Genomic DNA, 16,750 nt, shown 5'->3' with positions numbered 1-16,750 from the left:
CAAGGAGCCTGCATGTCAGAGGTCCTCACCGCACCCCTCGTCGTGGAATTCCCCTTCACCCGCTCGCTCGGCCCGGTCCAGAGCGCCTTCCTCACCGGGTTGCGCGAGCGCACCGTCCTCGGCGTCCGCGCCGGCGACGGCCGGGTCGTCGTCCCGCCCACCGAGTACGATCCGGCCACCGCCGAGGAGATCCACCAGCTGGTCGAGGTCGGCGCGAGGGGCACCGTCACCACCTGGGCCTGGAACCCGGCCCCGCGCCGCGGCCAGCCGCTTCCCACCCCCTTCGCCTGGGTCCTGGTCCGGCTCGACGGCGCCGACACCGCGCTGCTGCACGCCCTGGACGCCCCCGGACCCGACGCCGTCCGCACCGGCATGCGGGTGCGGATCCGCTGGGCCGCCGAACGCACCGGCGCCATCACCGACATCGCCTGCTTCGAGCCGTCCGACGACCCGGAGGACGGTTCGCGGCCGGCCCCGCACAGCGGGGAGTTCACCGACCCGGTCACCGGGATCACCGCCCCCGCCCGGCTCGACTACACCTACTCGCCCGGCCGCGCCCAGTCCCGCTACCTCCAGGCGCTCGCCGGCCACCGGATCATCGGCGAGCGCTGCCCGACCTGCCGCAAGGTCTACGTCCCGCCCCGCGGCGCCTGCCCCACCTGCGGCGTCGCCACCGACACCCAGATCGAGGTCGGCCCCAAGGGCACCGTCACCACCTTCTGCATCGTCAACATCAAGGCTCGTCATACGGCGAATCTCGACATCGAAGTGCCCTACGTCTACGCGCACATCGCCCTGGACGGGGCCGATCTGGCCCTGCACGCCCGCATCGGGGGCATCCCCTACGACCAGGTCCGCATGGGGCTGCGGGTGGAACCCGTATGGACCGAGGGCGGGCGCTTCCCCGACCACTACCGCCCCACCGGCGAACCCGACGCCGACTACGACAGCTACAAGGAGCTGATCTGATGCGCGATCCGATACGCGAGGTCGCCATCGTCGCCTTCGGACAGAGCCGCCACGTCCGCGACAGCGCCGAGACCTCCGAGGTCGAGATGCTGATGCCGGTGCTCCACGACGTGCTGGCGCGGACCGGCCTGAAAGCCGGCGACATCGACTTCACCTGCTCCGGCTCCTCCGACTACCTCGCGGGCCGCGCCTTCTCCTTCACGATGGCCCTGGACGGCGTCGGCGCCTGGCCGCCGATCGCCGAATCCCATGTCGAGATGGACGGCGCCTGGGCGCTGTACGAGGCCTGGGTGAAGATCCTCACCGGTGAGGCGGAGACCGCGCTGGTCTACGCGTACGGCAAGTCCTCGCCCGGCGACGTCCGCGAGGTCCTCACCCGCCAGCTCGACCCGTACTACGTCGCCCCGCTGTGGCCCGACTCCGTCGCGCTCGCCGCCCTCCAGGCCCAGGCGCTGATCGACGCCGAGCTGACCGACGAGCGGGAGCTGGCCTCGATCGCGGTCCGCAGCCGCGCGGCCGCCGCGTCCCACCCGTCCGCCCAGCTGCGCGGCGCCGTGCCCGTCGGCGAGCCGCTCGTCGGCCCGCTGCGCACCGGCGACTGCCCGCCCATCGGCGACGGTGCGGCCGCCGTCGTCCTCGCCGCCGGCGACACCGCCCGCCGGCTGACCGACCGCCCCGCCTGGATCCGCGGGCTCGACCACCGCATCGAGGCCCACAGCCTGGGTGTCCGCGACCTCACCGACTCGCCCTCCACCCGGCTCGCCGCCGAACACGCCGGAGCCTTCGAACGGCCCGTCGACACCGCGGAGTTGCACGCCCCCTTCACCTCCCAGGAGGTCGTGCTGCGCCGCGCCCTGAAACTCGACGCGCCCGGCAGCACGGTGCGGATCAACCCGTCCGGCGGCGCGCTCGCCGCCAACCCCGTCATGGCCACCGGCCTGATCCGGCTCGGCGAGGCCGCCGCCCGCATCCAGCGCGGCGAGTCCGACCGCGCCCTCGCCCACGCCACGTCGGGGCCGTGCCTGCAGCAGAACCTGGTCGCCGTCCTGGAGGGGGAACGATGAGCAAAGCCGCCACATCCAAGGAGCCGGTGGCCGTCGTCGGCATCGGCCAGACCAAACACGTAGCCGCCCGCCGGGACGTCTCCATCGCCGGACTCGTCCGCGAGGCCGCCCGCCGGGCCCTGGAGGACGCCGGGTTGGGCTGGCCGGACGTCGACGCCGTGGTGATCGGCAAGGCCCCCGACTTCTTCGAGGGCGTCATGATGCCCGAGCTGTACCTCGCCGACGCGCTGGGCGCCGTCGGCAAACCGATGCTGCGGGTGCACACAGCGGGCTCGGTCGGCGGTTCCACCGCGCTGGTCGCCGCCAACCTGGTCGCCGCCCGGGTCCACCGCACCGTCCTCACCCTCGCCTTCGAGAAGCAGTCCGAATCCAACGCCATGTGGGGCCTGTCCCTGCCGATCCCCTTCCAGCAGCCCCTGCTGGCCGGCGCCGGCGGCTTCTTCGCCCCGCACGTCCGCGCGTACATGCGCCGCACCGGCGCCCCCGACACCGTCGGCTCCCTCGTCGCCTACAAGGATCGCCGCAACGCCCTGAAGAACCCCTACGCGCACCTCCACGAGCACGACCTCACCCTGGAGAAGGTCCAGGCCGCACCGATGCTCTGGGACCCGATCCGCTACTCGGAGACCTGTCCGTCCTCCGACGGGGCCTGCGCGATGATCCTCACCGACCGCGCCGGCGCCGCGCGCTCGCCCCACCCGCCCGCCTGGGTGCACGGCGGGGCGATGCGCAGCGAACCCACCCTCTTCGCCGGCAAGGACTTCGTCTCGCCGCAGGCCGGTAAGGACTGCGCGGCGGACGTCTATCGGCAGGCCGGGATCACCGACCCCCGCCGCGAGATCGACGCGGTCGAGATGTACGTCCCGTTCTCCTGGTACGAACCCATGTGGCTGGAGAACCTGGGCTTCGCCGAGGAGGGCGAGGGCTGGAAGCTCACCGAGTCCGGCGTCACCGAACTCGACGGCGACCTCCCGGTCAACCCCTCCGGCGGTGTGCTGTCCACCAACCCCATCGGCGCCTCCGGCATGATCCGCTTCGCCGAGGCCGCCCTTCAGGTCCGCGGCCGGGCCGGCGCGCATCAAGTCGACGGCGCTCGCCGGGCGTTGGGACACGCCTACGGCGGCGGGGCCCAGTTCTTCGCGATGTGGCTGGTCGGCGCGGAATCCCCGGCCGACTGAGGGACCGGGGCCCGCCTCCCCGGGCCCGCGCGCCGGCGCCGGGGCACGTCCCCTGTCCGTCCCCGGGCGCAGTGGTTAGGCTGCCCACGGACGACGCATCGCGAGGAAGCGAGGACACGTGGCCAACAGCACCATCGAGCAGCGGCTCACGGGCGGCCCCCGGCCCGCACTCGACCTGTCGCAGGCCGAGTGGCAGTCCAGCACCCAGGGCGTGGGCGACGTCCAGGTCGCCTTCGTGGAGGGCTATGTCGCGATGCGCAACCGCCGCAGCCCGGAGATCCCGGCGGTGATCTTCTCCCCGGCCGAGTGGCGCGCTTTCGTCCTGGACGCCCGCGACGGCGAGTTCGATCTCACCTAGGCCGGGTGCCCAGACGGCCCTGTTCCGACCGCAGTTCGCCGGTGCGGCCGGCGCCCGCCGGGCCGTTCGTAGGATGGGCGGTATGACGGGCGAACGTGATCTTGGATTGCTGCTGAGCGGGATGCGTCCCGAGCTGAACGAGGGCCGCTATGTCTTCACCAGCGTGCCCGGACCGGTCCCCGAGGGGGTGACGCCCCAGGTCACCGTCGCCGAACCCGAAGGGCTCACCCTCGTCCTCCGCCAGGAGGAAGCCGATCGCGCCGGCCTGCCGTACGACTATGTCGCCGGCTGGATCACCCTGCGGGTGCACTCCGCACTGGACGCCGTCGGACTGACCGCCGCCGTCGCCACCGCACTCGCCCGGGCCGGCCTCAGCTGCAACGTCGTCGCCGGCTTCCACCACGATCACCTCTTCGTGCCCCACGACGCGGCCCCCGAGGCGCTGCGCCTCCTCGGCGAGCTGTCCGCGGGGGGCTGACCGGCGGCACGGCGGGCCGCGGCGGCGCCCGCGCGCTTACCTCGACGTCAGCGCGGCGTGTCGGGCCGAGCCACGTACGATGGCGGCATGTCCTTCCTCCGCCGCCGTAGCGCCTCGCCCGCCGGTCCAGACTTCGACGTACTCGCCATGGATCCCGGGGACTGGCCGGGCAATCTCGGGGCCGGGCTGCTGCCCGCGCCCGACGGGAGCTGCCAGGGCGTCTTCCTGCGCTACGACCTGTTCGGTGGCCGCGGCCCCGCGATGATCATCGGCAATCTGCCGGAGGGCTCCCCGGCCCGCGAGCTGGAGGGCGACGAGGTGCCCTTCGAGGTGGCGCAGCTGCTCGCGGCGCTCGGCAACGACGAGCCGGTGACGGTCGTCGAGAGCGAGGACACCCCGGTGATGCACGACGACAACCTGCTGATCGTCAAGCGCATCAAGTGCTCCGAGAGCCGGATCTCGTGCGCCCAGTTCGACCGCAGCGACGGTGTCCTGGTCACCATCGCCAGCTGGGACCGCCCGATCACCGACGACCTCTACGCGCTGCTCAAGCCGCTGCCGGCGGAGCTCTTCCAACAGGGCTGACCCCGCAGCGCACACGGGAGCGGACACGCCTCGCGCCCGGTGGACGGCCTGACCTGCGCCGTCCACCGGGCGCGAGGCGCTCAAGCGGCGCCTGTATCTAGGAGCCCGAGCGCTGTACGTCGACGTCGGCCGCTCGCACATAGCCGACCCGGTGGCCGAGCTGGATCTCGTAGTAGACGTCCTTGCCGCGGACGATGCGGTGCTTGGTGGTGTCGAAGGTCGGGGCGTAGAAGTAGTCGCCCGCCATCCGGTCGCCGACGGCGTACTTCTGACCCGCGGTGATCTTGTACGGCAGCGCTGAGACGGCCTGGTACGGCACGCCGGCCGGGTACGCAGCCTTCTCCGGGTACGCGCGGCCGTAGACCGGGATCTCCGGCCGGCCGGCCTTCGGCGTGGCGATCAGGCCCTGGGTGTTCACCGCCGTCGGCGCGTCCTGCGGATTGCGGAACCACGCGAGCTGCCCGAGGTACCAGACCGCCGTCCAGTCGCCGGCCCGGCTCGCCACCGCGAACCGCTGTCCCGTCGTGACGCGGGCACCGGTGTCGTTGACGCCGTCCGTGGAGTCGCTGCCGTCCGGGTGCAGCCCGCCGTCCTTGACCAGCGGGGCGTTCTCGTCGGGCGCGATATGCAGCCGGACCGCGGTGGAGCCGTGCGGGGCGCAGAGGTCACCGGGCTTGGCGCAGCCGGTGTAGCGCGGAGAGTTCCTGGCGTAGTCGGGGCGGATGGTGACCAGCCCGCCGTTCGGGCCCGCGTTGGCGTGGAAGGGCCTGCCCAGCAGGGTGAAGTAGTGCGCCCAGTCCCAGTACGGGCCGGGGTCGGTGTGCATACCGGGGATCGTGGACGTGGTCGTGCCGGGCACGTTGTCGTGGCCCAGGATGTGCTGCCGGTCGAGCGGTACGTCGTACTTGCGGCTCAGATACTTCACCAGGTGGGCCGAGGCGCGGTACATCGCCTCCGTGTACCAGGCGTCCGGCGCGGCGAGGAAGCCCTCGTGCTCGACACCGATGGAGTGCGAGTTGATGTACCAGTTGCCCGCGTGCCAGGCGACGTCCTTGGTCGGCACATGCTGGGCGATCAGACCGTCCGAGGAGCGGATCGTGTAGTGCCAGGACACATACTTCGGGTCCTTGATCAGCTTCAGGGTGACATCCCACGACCCCTCGGTGTCGTGGATGACGATGGCGTTGACCTTCTGGTCCTTGGGGCGGTTCGCCAGGTCGTGGTTGCCGTAGTCCTTGTCGCCGAACTCCTCGTACGGCGCCGGGACCGACATGCAGGCGACGCTCCACGGGCACTCCAGCCCGCCGTCGCCGCCCGCCGCGGAGGCCTTGACGGCCGGCCTGCCGAGACGTTTCTGCTGGGCGGCGTCGGGGACCAGCCCCGGCGCGGCGGCCAGGGTGACCCGCTGTCCCGCGTCGTTCGTACGCGCCTGGCCCCGGCGCATGACCTGGTACACCTCGTCCGCGAAGGCCTTGCCGCCGCGCGCGTTGTCCTGGCCGCCGTAGCCCGCCACCGCCGCGTACCACCGGGCCGGATCACCGCCCGCCGGCAGCCCCAGCCGGCGCTGCTCGGCGGCGAGCAGCGCCGCACCGCCCAGGACGTTCGCCGCGGGGTCCGTACGCAGCTTCTCGGGGGACAGGCCGGTCAGCTTCGCCGCGGTAGCCAACGTCCGCAACCGTGCGGGGAGTTTCGCGGGCAGCAGGGCCCGTTGCATCGTGCTCTTCGGCACCCGCTTACGGGCGCGCGAGCCGTCACCGCGTGCGTCCTCGTCGCCCTCGCTGAACTCCGGCAGCCGGGACAGGGCCGTACGGGCGTCGGTCAGATGCATCGGGCCGTAGCCACCGGAGACGCTGGGCGCGCCGCGGTGGCCGTCCCAGCGGGACTCCAGATACGAGACGCCGAGCAGCACACCGCGGGGTACGTGGAAGCGGGCGGCGGCATCGGTGAAGGCCCGCTGCAGCCGGTCGGCCGGGGGCTGTCCGGCGCTCGCGGACGGCGCTCCCGAGAGCGGCAGCAGCAGGACCGCCGCCGCGACGGCGGTGGATCTGCGCAGGGCGGGGCGGTGGATTCTCCTTGCGTCTTCCGGGGCGGATCCTCGCAAAACGACCTCCTCGAGCCGGCCCGAGCCGGACGGTGTGACGGTTGGCGCGCAAACGGCCGTGCGGGGTGGGACCCGGGGGTAGATCCCCCGTCGGGCCTATAGCTATACGTCTGCCGACGGGCCGTCAATCACCGCGACGGGTCGGGATTTCGCATGTCAGGGCATCTCCCCAGGAGCCTTCCCGGACCGGCGCGGGGCCTGCGAGGCGTCAGTGGAACGGACCAATGAACGGGCACATGGGTGAGCGGCGCGCCCCGTACCCGGGCGCGCCGCTCACAGTCCCCCTCGGCGGTCAGCGGGTGCCGACCGCCGCCCGTACCGCACGGCGAGCCATCTGGCAGTCGTCGTGCAACCGGCGCAGGAGCAGCCGCTGCTCCTCGCCCGCCGCGGGCGTGCCGGGCTGTCCCGGGCCCGGTGTCCCCGTCGGTGCGGGCTCGCGCATGGTCCGCTGGACCGCGGTCTCATAGCGGCGGATCTCGCGGGTGAGAATCAGCATCAGATTCACCAGGAAGGCGTCCCGCGAGGCCGGGCCCGCGTTCTGGGCGAGCTGGCTGATCTGCCGGCGGGCCACCGGGGCGTCGCCGAGGACCGACCACAGCGTCGCCAGGTCGTAGCCCGGCAGGTACCAGCCCGCGTTGTCCCAGTCCAGCAGCACCGGACCGGTGGGCGAGAGCAGTACGTTGTTCAGCAGTGCGTCGCCGTGGCAGAACTGGCCCTGGACGTGCGACAGGCCGTGCATCAGCTTCTGCAGATCGCCCAGGTCGCGGTCGGTGAGCAGCCCCAGGTCGTGATAGCGGCCGATGCGGCCCGCGTAGTCCAGCGGGGCGTCGAACAGCCCGGCCGGCGGACGCCAGAGGTTGATCCGGCAGATCGCGCCGAGCGCGGCCCGCACGTCCGCGCGGGGGGGTGCCTCGGACGGGTGGCGGGTCATGGCGGCGACCCGGCCGGGCATCCGCTCGACGATCAGCGTGCAGTTGTCGGGGTCGGCCGCCACCAGCCGCGGCACCCGTACCGGCGGACGATGCCGGACGAATGCGCGGTATGCGCTTATTTCCTGCCGGAACCTTTCCGCCCATGCGGGGGAGTGGTCCAGTAAACACTTCGCGACCGCGGTCATGCGGCCTGTCGTGCCGACCAGGAGGACGGATTTGCCGCTCCGGCGCAGCACCTGGACCGGGTTGAACTCCGGACAGATGCGATGCACGGAGGCGACCGCGGCGCGCAACTGGGCGCCCTGGGGCCCGGACAAGTCAAGTCTCCCGCTGAGCGGTTGGGTGCCCGTCCCCTGCGCCCGCCGGGTCCGGCCACCGGAGAGACCGGGGACCGCCCCCGCGGATGAGGAGGGGGCGAGATACGGCCCGCTGCCCGCGGGGTGCGGACGGTACGGCCGGGCGGGGGCGGTCACGGCGGACGATGCTGCATACATGGGTGAAGAAAATCCCTTCGTGCGCCGACGAGTTGCGTGCGCTCCCCGGCCCGGTGGAGGGAACCCGTGAACGGGCCCCGTGCAGGAGGCCGATCCAGGGTCCCTGTGAAGGGCGCGCACCCTGGGGAATGCGGTCCCGCCACCAGGCCGGGGGCGGCACACCTACAGAACACGGGGCTGCGGGTGGCAGACCATCTGGCGCACCCTGGCGAACCCTGGCGAATGGTCACAGCGCACGTCACCGGCCGTTACTGTCAACTCAGTCGAGGAACCTGGGGGCTTGACGTGGACAGGCAGCCGAACACCCGTCTCGCGGACCTTTTCGGCCTGGCCGGCTGGTCCAAAGGAGAGCTGGCGAGACTAGTCAACCGGCAGGCGGCGGCCATGGGCCATCCGCAGCTGGCGACGGACACCTCGCGGGTTCGGCGCTGGATCGACATGGGGGAGACCCCACGGGATCCGGTGCCCAAGGTCCTGGCTTCCCTGTTCACCGAGCGCCTCGGCCGTGTCGTAACCATCGAGGACCTCGGGTTCGCAAGAACCGGTCGCTCGGGGAAGCGGCAGGCCATGGACGGTCTGCCGTGGGCTCCCGAACGGACCGCTGCGGTCCTCACGGAATTCACGGGAATGGACCTCATGCTCAACCGACGCGGCTTGGTGGGGGCGGGCGCGGCGCTCGCCGCGGGCTCCGCACTCACCGGCGCCATGCGCGACTGGCTGCACACCGATCCGGCCCCCGCCGGCGCCCCCCGCCACGACGACCCGTTCGCTTCCGACTCCCTCCACGACTTCGACCAGATCGGCTTCGACCGCTATGAGGCGGCCCCCGTGGGGTCGCAGGAGATCGACGCGCTGGAGCGCTCGGTCGAAGTCTTCCGCGCCTGGGACGCGGCCCGTGGCGGCGGGCTGCAACGCAAGGCCGTGGTCGGCCAGCTCAACGAGGTGGGCGGCATGCTCGCCTACCGCCACCCCGACCATCTGCAGCGCAGGTTGTGGGGGGTGGCCGCCAATCTGGCGGTGCTGGCCGGCTGGATGTCCCATGACGTCGGCCTGGAGCCCACCGCCCAGAAGTACTTCATCATCGCCGCCCATGCGGCACGCGAGGGCGGCGACCGCCCGCGCGCCGGGGAGGCGCTCTCCCGCGCCGCCCGCCAGATGGTCCATCTGGGCCGTCCCGACGACGCGCTGGATCTGATGAAGCTGGCCAAGTCCGGCTCCGGCGAGGAGACCCTGCCGCGCACCCGCGCCATGCTGCACACCATCGAGGCCTGGGCGCAGGCGTCCAAGGGCCATGGCCAGGCGATGCGGCGCACGCTGGGCGAGGCGGAGGAGCTCTTCGTCTCGGACAAGGGCGATGTGCCCCCGCCGTGCTGGATGCAGATGTTCGACGAGGCGGATCTGCACGGCATGCAGGCGCTGGCCTTCCGCACCCTCGCCGATCACGACCCCTCGGCCGCCAAGATCGCTCAGCATCACGCCAAACAGGCGCTGGAGCTGCGCGAGGGCGGCCGCCAGCGCTCGCAGATCTTCGACTACATCTCGATGGCGTCGGCCTGCTTCATCGGCGACGACCCCGAACAGGCAGACCGCTACGCCAGGTTGGCGCTGGTGTCCATCGGCGAGAACTCCTCGCACCGCACCTGGGACCGGCTCCGCGAAATGTTCCGGCTGACCGGGCAGTACACGAACTACGCCAAGATCCAGGATCTGCGCGAGGAGATCCAGCAGGTCCTGCCGAAGGCGAAGCCCAAGGCCAAGGGGTCGGGCCTGGGACCGGGGATCGGCTCCGGGGTCGGACCGGGACAGAACTTCTCGGTCTGAACCCGCTGGATTCCGGACCTGGTTGCACTGCGAGATGACCGAAACGGCAGAGGTGACGGAGCGTCACGCGCACCCGCGCGTGACGACGCGTCACACCCGGCAGGCATGCCGTTTCACCCGATAACCGCCCAACCCCCGTCCTACGCCTCAGGGCGGCCGGCTTCGGTTCCGTCGGTCCGCCCCTCAGCTGCCGCGATGTGTGTCAGCCGCCGACCCTGGCGATCAGCACACATGCGTCGTCCTCGCGCTCGGTGCTGCCGAACTCCTCGACGACGACGCGGACGCTGTCCTGCGCACTACGGGCTGCGGCGAACCGCGGTGCCAGGGCGAGGAGCCGCTCGGCACCCTCATGGGCGGCCTCCGCGCCATGCGTACGGCGTGGCGCGAGACCGTCGGTGTGCAGCACGAGCAGGTCTCCGGGCTCCAGTTGCTCGGTGTGCTGGGTGTACGCCGCGCCCGATGTCGCCCCGAGCAGTACGCCCTCCGGTGGGTCCAGCGCGCGCCCCGTGCCGCCGCGGAAGAGCAGCGGTGCGGGGTGGCCCGCCTGGGCCCACTCCAGCGTGCGCGTTTCGGGGTCGAACCGGCCGCACACCGCGCTGCCGAGCGCCGGCTGGGAGGCGGTGTCCAGTAGTTGGTTCAAAAAGCCCATCAGCGGCCCCGGCCGCTGTCCGGCGACCGCCATACCGCGCAGCGCGCCCAGCACCATCGCCATGCCCGAGGTGGCGGTGACGCCATGGCCGGTGAGGTCGCCGACGCTCAACAGTGTGGTGCCGTCCGGGAGTTGCAGGGCGTCGTACCAGTCGCCGCCGATCAGGGCGCTGGTGCCGGACGGCAGATAGCGCCCGGCGAGATCGAGGGCGACCGGGCCGCCCTGCGGGAACCGCAGGGAGCCGCGCCACGGCGGTAGCACGGCCTCCTGCAGTTCGACCGCAAGCCGGTGCTCGGTCTGCGCGATATGCCGCTCGCGGTGCAGCGAGTCACGGGTCTCGCGTACCGCCTGCTGGCTGCGGCGCAGCTCGCTGACGTCCCGCAGCACGGCCCACATGCAGGCGGTGCTGCCATCGGCGTCGAGCACCGGCTCGCCCACCATGTGCACCGTGCGCAGACTCGCGTCCGGCCGCACGATGCGGAACTCGCCGTCGATCGGCCGGCCGTCCACCAGGCAGTCGGTGACCATCGTGGCCAGCCCCTCCTGGTCCTCGGCGTGCACCAGGGACGGCAGCTCGTCCAGGGTCAGCGGGTCTTCGGAGGGGGACCGGCCGAACATCGCGAACAGTTCGTCGGACCAGCTGACCTCGTCGGTGAGCAGATTCCACTCGGCGCTGCCCACGCGGCGCAGCAGCGCGCCGCGCTCATGGGGCGCGGGCTCCGGCGGGGGCGCCGGCAGCTCGTCCTCGACCGCCCCCTCGTCGTCACTCTCGGTGGGCAGGCCCTCTCTCAGCTGGTCGAGATGGCCGCCGAGGTCGTCGAGGTGGTGCACGGCGAGGTCGCACAGCGCCCGCTGCCAGCGCAGCTGCGGGTCGGTGACGAGGTCGGTGTCCGCCGTGGACTCCCGTACGGCGTCGAGGCCGCCGCGCAGGCGGCGCGCCTGCGTGATGAGTGCCTCGACCGTGTCGCGCTCGGGGGGCCGGTCGGCTGGATGGTCCGCGAAGAGAGGGGACGGCATGACGTTCTCCGTGATCAGGCGGCGCCGGGCTAAAGGGCCGGTAACGACTGTTGCACAGGCAGCGACCGTCCGTAAGGGATTTGGCACTACCCGATACGGTGGTGCATCTGGCATATGCCGGCGGCCTCCCTGGGGCAACCTCGGGGCGAATCTGCGGAATGACAGCTTCCAGGCTAGGCTTCGGCCGCCGTACCGCAGGTGTTCTCGCCGATTCCACGGGGTTGACGAGCGATGCCGTGCATACGGTCCGCGGTCACCGGCAAGAATGCCGGTCAGCGGAAATCCCGTTGCCAGCCTGTCCCCCGCACCGGATGCTGACCTCATGTTCGATCCAGACATAGCGCCCAGTGGCACCCTGCTCGGCCTCCTGCAGCGAGGCCGCGGCGACGGGACCCTGCATGCCCTCGCGGCGCCGCGGGCCGAGGCGCTCGCAGCGCTCAACGACAGCGTGCTGCGCGACCCCCGCCGCGACTGGCAGGTCGAGAACCGCTCTCTGTACTACGCGCGCCTCTACATGCAGCTCGACGGCGGGCTGGAAGAGATCGAACGCCACCTCTTCCACCCCGACGACCTCGTCGACACGGACGAGGAGCGCACCGGCCTCGCCCTCGCCGTCCTCGGTCACCTCGCCGCGTACGGCAGGGACGCCGCCCGGCTGCTGCTGCGCAGCTATGCCGCGGCCGGCAGCAACTGGCGCTGGGCCCTGGACGAGCTCGCGCTGCGTGACGACGACGCCGGGCTGATGACCCTCGCCCCCGCCGTGCTCGCGCGCTTCCCCGAGACCGAGCAGGGTGCGGCCGAGCTGGCCGCGGCCGTCCGCGACGCCTTCGAGCCCCGGCCGTGGCGCCTGTGGGCCGAGGACCCCCGCTACGGCGCCCGCCTGGCGGTCGCCGGGGAGCAGGGCTCCTTCGACCGCTGGCAGCGGCAGCTGCGGCCCCGCGGGCCGCGCCCCGGCTGGAGCGTCACCGAGGTCCTGGCGTGGGCCCAGCAGGGCCTGGATCTGGAGCCCGCGGAGCACCGCCACCTCGCCGCCGCCCGCTGCCTGTCCGCGGTCGTCGGACCCGAGGACCGCCCCGAGCTGCTGCGCGCCGCGCGCAGCGGACCGGACGCGGCGCGCGCCGCCGTGCTCCACCACCTCGCCGAACGCGGCGATCCCGACGTCCTGGACCTGATCGAGGACGCGGCCACCTGCCCCTTCTCCAGCGAGCAGCTGATCTCGGCCGCGCTGACCTCCTTCGAACGGATGCGCAGTGTTGCCGCCGTCGAGCGAGCCCGCCTCTGGGCGCCGCGCGCCGACCGGCTGGGCGCGTCGGCCGCCGCGATGCTCGCCCGCCGCGGTGCGCAGCGCGACGCCGAGCTGGTGCTGGCCGCGCTGCGCCGGACCGTCCGGGAGGAGGGCCCGGACGCCGGCGGCCTGTGGGAGCTGGTCGACGGCACCGGCCGCCTCGGCGTCGTCTGCGCCGCCCCCGTCCTGCGGCACGTCTACCGCGAGACCTCCTCCTCCCACCTCCGCGGCCGGGCCGCCGCCGCGCTCGCCGCCACCGACCCGGGCTTCGCGGCCGGCTTCGCCGTCGAGTGCCTGTGGGACTGCGAGGAGACCACCCGGGAACTGGCCGCCCGGCATGCCGCCACGGGCGACGACCGGGTCGTCGAGCAACTCCGCCGCCTAGCCGCCGACCCGGCGGAGGAGGCCGAGGTCCAGACGGCGGTGCGCAGTAGGTTCGCGCCCGACGCGTAGCGAAGAACGCTCATAGGACGTTCTCCGGCTGGAAAGATCCACGTGGTCCCCTCCACGCACGGTGCGCCGACAACAGCGTTATGCGTGTCGTCCTCGTCACCGAATCCTTCCCGCCCGATGTCAACGGCGTCGCACACTGCGCCCTGGAAACCGCCCGGCACCTCGTACGGCGGGGGCACGAGCCGCTGGTCATCGCGCCGCTCGGTGGCGGCGCGACCGGCGCCCCGACGTACGAGAGCCCCTGCCCCGTCGTCCGGGTGCCCTCGATGCCGCTGCCCGGGTACCCGCAGGTGCGGATCGCGCTCCCCGGGCGCCGGCTGTCGGCCGCCCTCGGCGGGCACCGGCCCGATCTGGTGCACCTCGCCAGCCCCTTCGTCCTCGGTGCCCGCGCGATGGCGGCCGCCGCCCGCCGGCGGGTGCCCGCGATCGCCGTCTACCAGACCGACCTGGGGCGCTATGCCCGCACCTACCTCGGCGGCGGGGCGGCCACCGCTTGGCGGCGCATTCGGGCCGTGCACGCGGCCGCCGACCGCACCCTGGCGCCCTCCCGCGCGGCGCTGCTGGACCTGACCGAGCACGGCGTGCCGCGGGTCCACCTGTGGCCGCGGGGCGTCGACTCCCAGCGGTTCCACCCGGGGCGACGCGACGCGGTGCTGCGCAGCTCGCTGGCCGCGGGGCGGGAGTTGCTGGTGGGGTATGTGGGACGGCTCGCGCCGGAGAAGGACGTCCGGCTGCTGGCCGAGACCTCGCGGCTGCCGGGTGTCCGCACCGTCGTCATCGGCGAGGGCCCCAGTGCGGCCGGGCTGCGCGCCGCACTGCCGGAGGTCCGCTTCCTGGGTCGCCGCACCGGTGACGAACTGGCGCGCCTCTACGCCTCTTTGGACGTGTTCGTACACACCGGCCCGTATGAGACCTTCTGCCAGACCGTGCAGGAGGCGATGGCCTCCGGTGTCCCGGTGGTCGCACCGCGGGCGGGCGGTCCGGTCGACCTGGTCGACCACGGCCGTACGGGGCTGCTGGTGACGCCGGGTGACGGCGGCGCGTTCCGGGACGCGGTGCGCTTCCTCGGGGGCAGCGCCGAACTGCGCGTACGCTACGGCGCCGCGGCCCGCCGGGCCGTCGCCGACCGCACCTGGGAGGCGGTGGGCGATCAGCTCCTGAGCCACTACGAGGCCGTGCTCGCCGGCCGGACGGCGGTGGCGGCATGAACCGGCGGCGCGCGACGGGCACCGGGCTGCGGATCGTACGGATCGCCAACTTCGTCACCCCGGCCTCCGGCGGGCTGCGCACCGCACTGCGCGCGCTCGGCGAGGGCTACCGGGCCGCCGGGCACGAGCCGGTGCTCATCGTGCCCGGACCGTCGGAAGGGGACGGCCGGGCGGGCGGGGTGCGCGACGAACTCACCGGCCAGGGGCGGGTGATCACCCTGCCGGGGCCGGTGCTGCCCGGAAGCGGTGGCTATCGCCTGCTGACCGACCGCCACCGGCTGCAGCGCCTGCTGGCCGCGCTGGCCCCCGACCGCCTGGAGGTCTCCGACCGTACGACGCTGCGCTGGACGGGCGAGTGGGCGCGTCGGGCCCGGGTGCCCGCGGTGATGGTCTCGCACGAGAGCGTGGACGGGGTGCTGCGCACCTGGGGCGTGCCGCGGCCGCTCGCGCGGGCCGCCGCGGACCGGCTCAACCGCCGTACGGCGCACGCCTACAGCCGGGTGGTGTGCACCACGGACTGGGCGGCGGCGGAGTTCACCCGGGCCGGGGCGCGCAACGTGGTCCGCGCACCGCTCGGCGTCGATCTCGACGCCTGGCATCCGGACTGCCGCAGCGCGGAGCTTCGGCGCCGCTGCGCGGGCCGGGCCGAGTTCCTGCTGCTGATGTGCTCGCGGCTGTCGCAGGAGAAGCGGCCGGGGCGGGCTCTGGACGCGCTGGCGGAGCTGCGCCGGCGCGGGGTCGACGCGGGGCTGGTGGTGGTCGGCGACGGGCCGCTGCGGTCGCGGCTGGAGGCCCGGGCGCGGGCCGAGCGGCTGCCTGCGGCGTTCCTCGGCCATCTCGCCGACCGGTCCCGGCTCGCCGCGCTCCAGGCGAGCGCCGACCTCACCCTGGCGCCCGGGCCCGCCGAAACGTTCGGGCTGGCCGCCTTGGAGGCGCTCGCCTGTGGGACCCCGGTGGTCGCCAGTGCGGCGTCGGCGCTGGCCGGTCTCGTCGACGGCGGCGGTGACACGGCGCTCGACGACGGGCCCTCCTTCGCCGACGCGGTCCAGCGAGTACTGGCCCGGCCCGCGCCCGCCCGGCGCGCCGCCGCCCGCCGCCGGGCCGAGGGCTACGGCTGGCAGCCCGCCGTCGACGCCTTCCTGGCGGCGCACGACGCGCCGGCGGTGCTCGGCCGGCCGGTCGTCGCACCGGTAACGCCGTACCCGGCGGGCCCGCGGGGCGGGTGGTGATCATGGGACCGGAGGGGATAGCGGGCGCGCCGGTGGCACCGGCCGCCGGCCCGGGCCGGTTCGTCGCGCTCGGCGACTCGCTGACGGAGGGGCTGGGCGACCCGCTGCCGGGCGGCGGCTGGCGCGGCTGGGCCGCGCTGCTGGCCGCGGCGCTGGGCGAACGGCCGGGGAGCGTGCAGCTGGTGAACCTGGCCTTCAGCGGGGCGCTGGCGGCGGACGTGGCCGAGCGGCAGCTGCCCGCCGCGCAGGAGCTCAAGCCGCGGTTCGTGTCGCTGGTCGTCGGCGCGAACGACACCCTGCGGGCCGCCTTCACCATCGAGCGGGTGGCGGCCGCGCTGGACCGGACGCACGGCGTCCTGAGCGCGGGCGGGGCGGTGGTCCTGACGGCGTGTCTGCCCGATCCCGGCCGGATGCTGGGCCTGCCCGGGCCGCTGGCCCGTCCGCTGGCGCGGCGGATGCGCGCCGTCAACACCGTCGTCCATGCGGTGTCCACCCGCCACGGGGGAGTGCATCTGCACCTGGCCGACCACCCCTGGGTCGCCGAGCGCGCCTCCTGGAGCGTCGACCGGCTGCACCCCAGCGAGCGCGGTCACCGGCTGTTGGCCCGAGGGTTCCATACGGCGCTCGCCGATGCCGGTGTGCCCGTCGGACCGCCGCCCCCGCTCACCCTCGACGGCCGGCCGCCGACCCGTACCGCCTCCGCCCTGTGGATGGCGACCAAGGGGACGCGCTGGGTCGCCGACCGGTGCACGGATCTGCTGCCCGGCCTGCTCGCGCTGGCGGCCCAGGAGTGCCGGCACGCCCTGGCCGGATCCGGGCGGCTGCTGGACGCCGCGGCCGACCACGCCACCCGCAGCGCCCTCGCCGCGCTGGGGCCTGTGTCGGAACGCCGCCGAAAGACGCCGGTGCGGTGAAGGGCGCTGCGACAA

14 protein-coding genes are annotated in these 16,750 nt (G+C 73.5%); 11 read left to right on the top strand and 3 right to left on the bottom strand.

Annotated features, from left to right (window positions below; translation table 11 throughout):
• Positions 1–12: 12 nt before the first annotated feature.
• From WAB15_RS06860 to WAB15_RS06835, 6 genes are all read left to right on the top strand, one after another.
• Entirely contained in the window at positions 13–969 is a 957-nt protein-coding gene (locus WAB15_RS06860) for a Zn-ribbon domain-containing OB-fold protein (RefSeq protein ID WP_399149027.1), read from the top strand.
• Positions 969–2,033 (top strand): thiolase domain-containing protein, encoded by a 1,065-nt coding sequence (locus WAB15_RS06855; RefSeq protein WP_407285666.1) that lies wholly within the window; start codon positions 969–971, stop codon positions 2,031–2,033. Before WAB15_RS06860 ends, WAB15_RS06855 begins: the two co-directional genes overlap by 1 nt.
• Positions 2,030–3,211, top strand: a complete 1,182-nt coding sequence (locus WAB15_RS06850; RefSeq protein ID WP_407285665.1) for a thiolase domain-containing protein — start codon at positions 2,030–2,032, stop codon at positions 3,209–3,211. Before WAB15_RS06855 ends, WAB15_RS06850 begins: the two co-directional genes overlap by 4 nt.
• A gap of 118 nt (positions 3,212–3,329) precedes the next feature.
• Positions 3,330–3,569 carry a DUF397 domain-containing protein gene (locus WAB15_RS06845; RefSeq protein ID WP_399149024.1) on the top strand — a complete coding sequence of 80 codons (240 nt, stop codon included), beginning with the start codon at positions 3,330–3,332 and terminating at the stop codon, positions 3,567–3,569.
• Positions 3,570–3,651: 82 nt separating this feature from the next.
• A complete protein-coding gene (locus tag WAB15_RS06840) occupies positions 3,652–4,047 on the top strand; it encodes an ACT domain-containing protein (protein WP_407285664.1) in 396 nt (131 codons plus the stop codon).
• Positions 4,048–4,134: 87 nt separating this feature from the next.
• A complete protein-coding gene (locus WAB15_RS06835; RefSeq protein WP_393499621.1) occupies positions 4,135–4,632 on the top strand; it encodes a hypothetical protein in 498 nt (165 codons plus the stop codon).
• Between the two features lie 97 nt (positions 4,633–4,729).
• On the opposite strand, the gene WAB15_RS06830 is transcribed toward WAB15_RS06835, so the two are convergent.
• Together WAB15_RS06830 and WAB15_RS06825 are read right to left on the bottom strand one after the other, a co-directional pair.
• A complete protein-coding gene (locus WAB15_RS06830; RefSeq protein ID WP_407285663.1) occupies positions 4,730–6,733 on the bottom strand; it encodes an N-acetylmuramoyl-L-alanine amidase in 2,004 nt (667 codons plus the stop codon).
• A 292-nt stretch (positions 6,734–7,025) separates the two neighbouring features.
• On the bottom strand, positions 7,026–8,159 hold the full coding sequence (locus tag WAB15_RS06825; RefSeq protein WP_399149021.1) for an aminoglycoside phosphotransferase family protein: 1,134 nt from the start codon (positions 8,157–8,159) through the stop codon (positions 7,026–7,028).
• Between the two features lie 285 nt (positions 8,160–8,444).
• Here WAB15_RS06825 and WAB15_RS06820 point away from each other — a divergent pair, with 285 nt between their 5' ends.
• Positions 8,445–9,980, top strand: coding sequence for a hypothetical protein (locus WAB15_RS06820; protein WP_407285662.1), 1,536 nt, complete (start codon positions 8,445–8,447; stop codon positions 9,978–9,980).
• A 202-nt stretch (positions 9,981–10,182) separates the two neighbouring features.
• Here WAB15_RS06820 and WAB15_RS06815 read toward each other — a convergent pair whose 3' ends face one another.
• Positions 10,183–11,646: a PP2C family protein-serine/threonine phosphatase gene (locus tag WAB15_RS06815; protein ID WP_407285661.1), complete on the bottom strand. Its 1,464-nt coding sequence runs from the start codon at positions 11,644–11,646 to the stop codon at positions 10,183–10,185.
• A gap of 322 nt (positions 11,647–11,968) precedes the next feature.
• On the opposite strand from WAB15_RS06815, the gene WAB15_RS06810 reads away from it, so the two are divergent.
• The 4 genes from WAB15_RS06810 to WAB15_RS06795 all read left to right on the top strand — a co-directional run bounded on the left by WAB15_RS06810 (position 11,969) and on the right by WAB15_RS06795 (position 16,735).
• The gene (locus WAB15_RS06810) at positions 11,969–13,384 is read left to right on the top strand and encodes a HEAT repeat domain-containing protein (RefSeq protein WP_407285660.1); all 1,416 of its coding nucleotides are present in this window, start codon (positions 11,969–11,971) and stop codon (positions 13,382–13,384) included.
• An 80-nt stretch (positions 13,385–13,464) separates the two neighbouring features.
• Positions 13,465–14,592, top strand: a complete 1,128-nt coding sequence (locus WAB15_RS06805; protein WP_407285659.1) for a glycosyltransferase family 4 protein — start codon at positions 13,465–13,467, stop codon at positions 14,590–14,592.
• Entirely contained in the window at positions 14,589–15,821 is a 1,233-nt protein-coding gene (locus WAB15_RS06800) for a glycosyltransferase (RefSeq protein ID WP_407285658.1), read from the top strand. The genes WAB15_RS06805 and WAB15_RS06800 overlap by 4 nt, the downstream gene beginning before the upstream one ends.
• Positions 15,822–15,823: 2 nt before the next feature.
• Positions 15,824–16,735, top strand: a complete 912-nt coding sequence (locus WAB15_RS06795; RefSeq protein WP_407285657.1) for an SGNH/GDSL hydrolase family protein — start codon at positions 15,824–15,826, stop codon at positions 16,733–16,735.
• Positions 16,736–16,750 lie beyond the last annotated feature (15 nt).

Origin of the sequence: Streptomyces sirii (assembly GCF_045690365.1) — a bacterium.
Lineage (GTDB): Bacteria > Actinomycetota > Actinomycetes > Streptomycetales > Streptomycetaceae > Streptomyces > Streptomyces sirii.
This window is presented reverse-complemented; position numbering and strand designations above follow the sequence as displayed.